At 43.7% G+C, this 2,880-nt stretch carries 3 protein-coding genes; 1 reads left to right on the top strand and 2 read right to left on the bottom strand.

Annotation, left to right across the window (positions count from 1 at the left end; genetic code table 11):
* Positions 1-282 precede the first annotated feature (282 nt).
* Positions 283-1,272 carry a phosphoribosylaminoimidazolesuccinocarboxamide synthase gene (locus Q0241_RS11310; RefSeq protein WP_299377413.1) on the bottom strand — a complete coding sequence of 330 codons (990 nt, stop codon included), beginning with the start codon at positions 1,270-1,272 and terminating at the stop codon, positions 283-285.
* Positions 1,273-1,482: 210 nt separating this feature from the next.
* On the opposite strand from Q0241_RS11310, the gene Q0241_RS11305 reads away from it, so the two are divergent.
* Positions 1,483-1,929, top strand: a complete 447-nt coding sequence (locus Q0241_RS11305) for a PAS domain-containing protein (RefSeq protein ID WP_299377411.1) — start codon at positions 1,483-1,485, stop codon at positions 1,927-1,929.
* 120 nt (positions 1,930-2,049) lie between these two features.
* Here the strand turns inward: Q0241_RS11305 and Q0241_RS11300 are convergent, their stop codons facing one another.
* A complete protein-coding gene (locus Q0241_RS11300; RefSeq protein WP_299377409.1) occupies positions 2,050-2,715 on the bottom strand; it encodes a GntR family transcriptional regulator in 666 nt (221 codons plus the stop codon).
* Positions 2,716-2,880: the final 165 nt, after the last annotated feature.

The raw sequence follows: 2,880 nt of genomic DNA, 5'->3' as shown, positions 1-2,880 counted from the left end.
GGGTCAGTTTGATCCTGAACCAGTTCTGTCCGTATATAGCCGGCACCCATGGTAAAGAGCTGTACCCACTCCCCTTCATCACCGTAAAAATCTTCAAAATGGTTATTCGCGCCATCTTTGACGATAAATTCCCATATATAGCAATATGACTGCTCGGGCATCATACGCCCCCTTCACCGTAGAATGGCGCAACAAACTCTATACTAGTCTGAAATCTCTGATACCTGTTGGGCATAGACAAAAACCCCAGCCTTCAAAATAGTTTAAATGATTTCCTGTATTCTAGAAATATTCGGGCAAAATCTTGGCCAAATTATCCCGGATGCGTTCCCGCAAAGGCTGATCAAAGCTTTCACGCTTGAATGCCCCGCCAGTTACACGCTCGAACAAATTGATGTATTTTTCACTGAAAATTTCCAACGTATCGTCAGGAATTTCAGGAATATCATCTTTATACGGGTCACAACGTTGACTAACCCATAAACGCAGAAACTCTTTATCAAGGCTTTCCGGCTCGTGCCCGCTATGCATCCGCTCCTGATAGCTTTCTGCAATCCAGTAACGACTTGAATCCGGCGTGTGGATTTCATCCGCCAAAGTAATGCGGCCATCCTGATCAACGCCAAATTCATACTTTGTATCGACCAAAATCAATCCGTTTTTCGCGGCGACTTCGCGACCACGCGCAAAAAGAGCAAGGGATAAACGCGCCAGCTCGTCCCAAACATCTTTGGATAAAATCCCCTGATCAACAATTTGAGCCGCCGTAATCGGGGCATCATGATCACCCTGCGCGGCTTTTGTTGTCGGGGTAATAATGGTTTTCGGCAGCTTCTGGTTCTTTTTAAGGCCTTCAGGAAAATCATGCCCGTAAAGCTTACGTTCGCCGCGTTGATACATGGGCCAAATAGACGTTTCGGTGGATCCCGTCATGTAATCGCGTACAACCATCTCAATCGGTAACATTTCCAGATTGCGACCGATCACAACATTTGGGTCAGGAAAGCTGATGACATGATTGGGGCAAATATCTTCGGTTTGTTCAAACCAGAAACGGGCCGTCTGATTAAGAACCTGCCCTTTATGGGGTACTGCCGCAAGAATACGGTCAAATGCAGATTGCCTGTCCGTTGCGATCATAATACGGCGACCATCCGGCAGGTCATAAGCATCACGTACCTTGCCTTGATAGTGCTTTGGAAGCTCAGGGTAAGTCGCGTCCGTAAGTCTGTTTACAAGCGCCTGTTGAAAGTCCTGATTATTGTCGCCCATCGCGATGGTATCCCTACAGATTGTATTCTTGCACTGGGTATGCGCATCAATGCATCAAAACCCGGTTATGATTTGGCTTAAATATCACCCCTATTGCCGGATCACAAGTTCTTGTATGCCTCTTGGATAAACAGAATTTCCAATTCCATTCATTTATGTCATTATCATGTATTACAGTTATTGTTACTGTACTTCATATTTAGGATATAGATGCTAGAGTTTTCTTACCCAGAACAACAACAACTGTACGATTACTGGGATTCAAAACGCGGGGATCGCTTTGCCCCAAGCAGAGGAGACATCGATCCCATCGACTTCCCTCACCTTCTTCCCAATCTTTGCATTTATAAAATTCACAGAAACCCTTTACGATATGAAGTTACGTTAATGGGGACAAGAGTCGTGGAAATATGGGGCGTAGATTACACAGGAAAATTTGTCGAAGATGTCCTTCTCGGCCCCGTTTATGATCAAGTCACGGAACAGTTCAGACATATTGTAAATAAAAAAGAGCCAACATTGCACGACCTTGATGCGAACTGGCTGGACAAGGATTACATCAAATATTCACGCCTGATGCTGCCCTTGTCAGAAAATGGAATTGATGTTGACCGCCGACTTCTCAGCGTTGTTCTACAAACCAAAGGTTCGTCATAGGTCTGGATATACTTTAGCCTAATTACCCCAGTTAGGCTGGTAATCAAAATCTTTGAATTTTATTACCCTGAAATTAAGGCGCCTTTGAAACTTTCGGAATTGGGACTGCTTATCCTATGTTTATTTAGATTGTTTTCCAAGGTAATCCATCAAGACACGGTAAGATCCAAGAATATGTTCTCTAGTTCTTTTTGCCGCCAAAGCACCATCCCTTTGTAAACAAGCTTTCAGAATATCATTGTGCTCGCGTCTGGCGACCTCCATCCCATTGGTCAGAACCAATTGCGCACGTAAATAGGAATCAACCCGATCAATCGCCTCGCCAACCAGCTTTAGATGATAGGGACGTTCGGCATCTCTATACAAAGTTTCATGAAACAAACGGTTCCATTCGCCCCATTTTGATGCATCTGTTTCGGTTGAGAAACTATCACAATACTCCTTAGCCTCTTCCAGTGTTTCGTCGCTCATATTAGCAACGGACTTTTCGATCACTATTGGCTCCAGATTGGCCCTGATCTCGTAAATCTCTTCCATTTCAGCGTGGGATAACGGAGATACGACATAGCCCTTATACCGAAGCGATTGCACAAGCCCCTGTGCTTCTAATCGCTTTAAGGCTTCACGAACCGGAATACGCGATACATTGAACAGCTCTGCGATATGCGCCTGTCGCATCGACTCCCCGGCCTGAATCTGTCCGCTAATAATGGAATCCCGCAATGCATCGTAAATAATATCCGACGAAGACGCTGTTTTTGCCAAATTAGTCGCAAAAATTTTCATCTTTTTTCCTCTCCAGAAATTATTTTTTGTACCGCCAAAAATCTCTTTTTTAACAAAGGCATATTTTTATTTTTCTCATTTTTACCCACCAAATTTTGGTCAAATCTTGGTCAAATTTATTCAAACCTGAAGGACAATGCAAAAATTTATATTGAATATTGTATA

The sequence above is a fragment of the uncultured Kiloniella sp. genome, from assembly GCF_937128705.1.
Taxonomy (GTDB): domain Bacteria; phylum Pseudomonadota; class Alphaproteobacteria; order Kiloniellales; family Kiloniellaceae; genus Kiloniella.
This window is presented reverse-complemented; position numbering and strand designations above follow the sequence as displayed.

Coding starts and splice junctions, on each gene's coding strand:
- Q0241_RS11300 (WP_299377409.1), bottom strand. CDS start 2,715: ATGAAAATTTTTGCGACTAATTTGGCAAAAACAGCGTCTTCGTCGGAT.
- Q0241_RS11310 (WP_299377413.1), bottom strand. CDS start 1,272: ATGGGCGACAATAATCAGGACTTTCAACAGGCGCTTGTAAACAGACTT.
- Q0241_RS11305 (WP_299377411.1), top strand. CDS start 1,483: ATGCTAGAGTTTTCTTACCCAGAACAACAACAACTGTACGATTACTGG.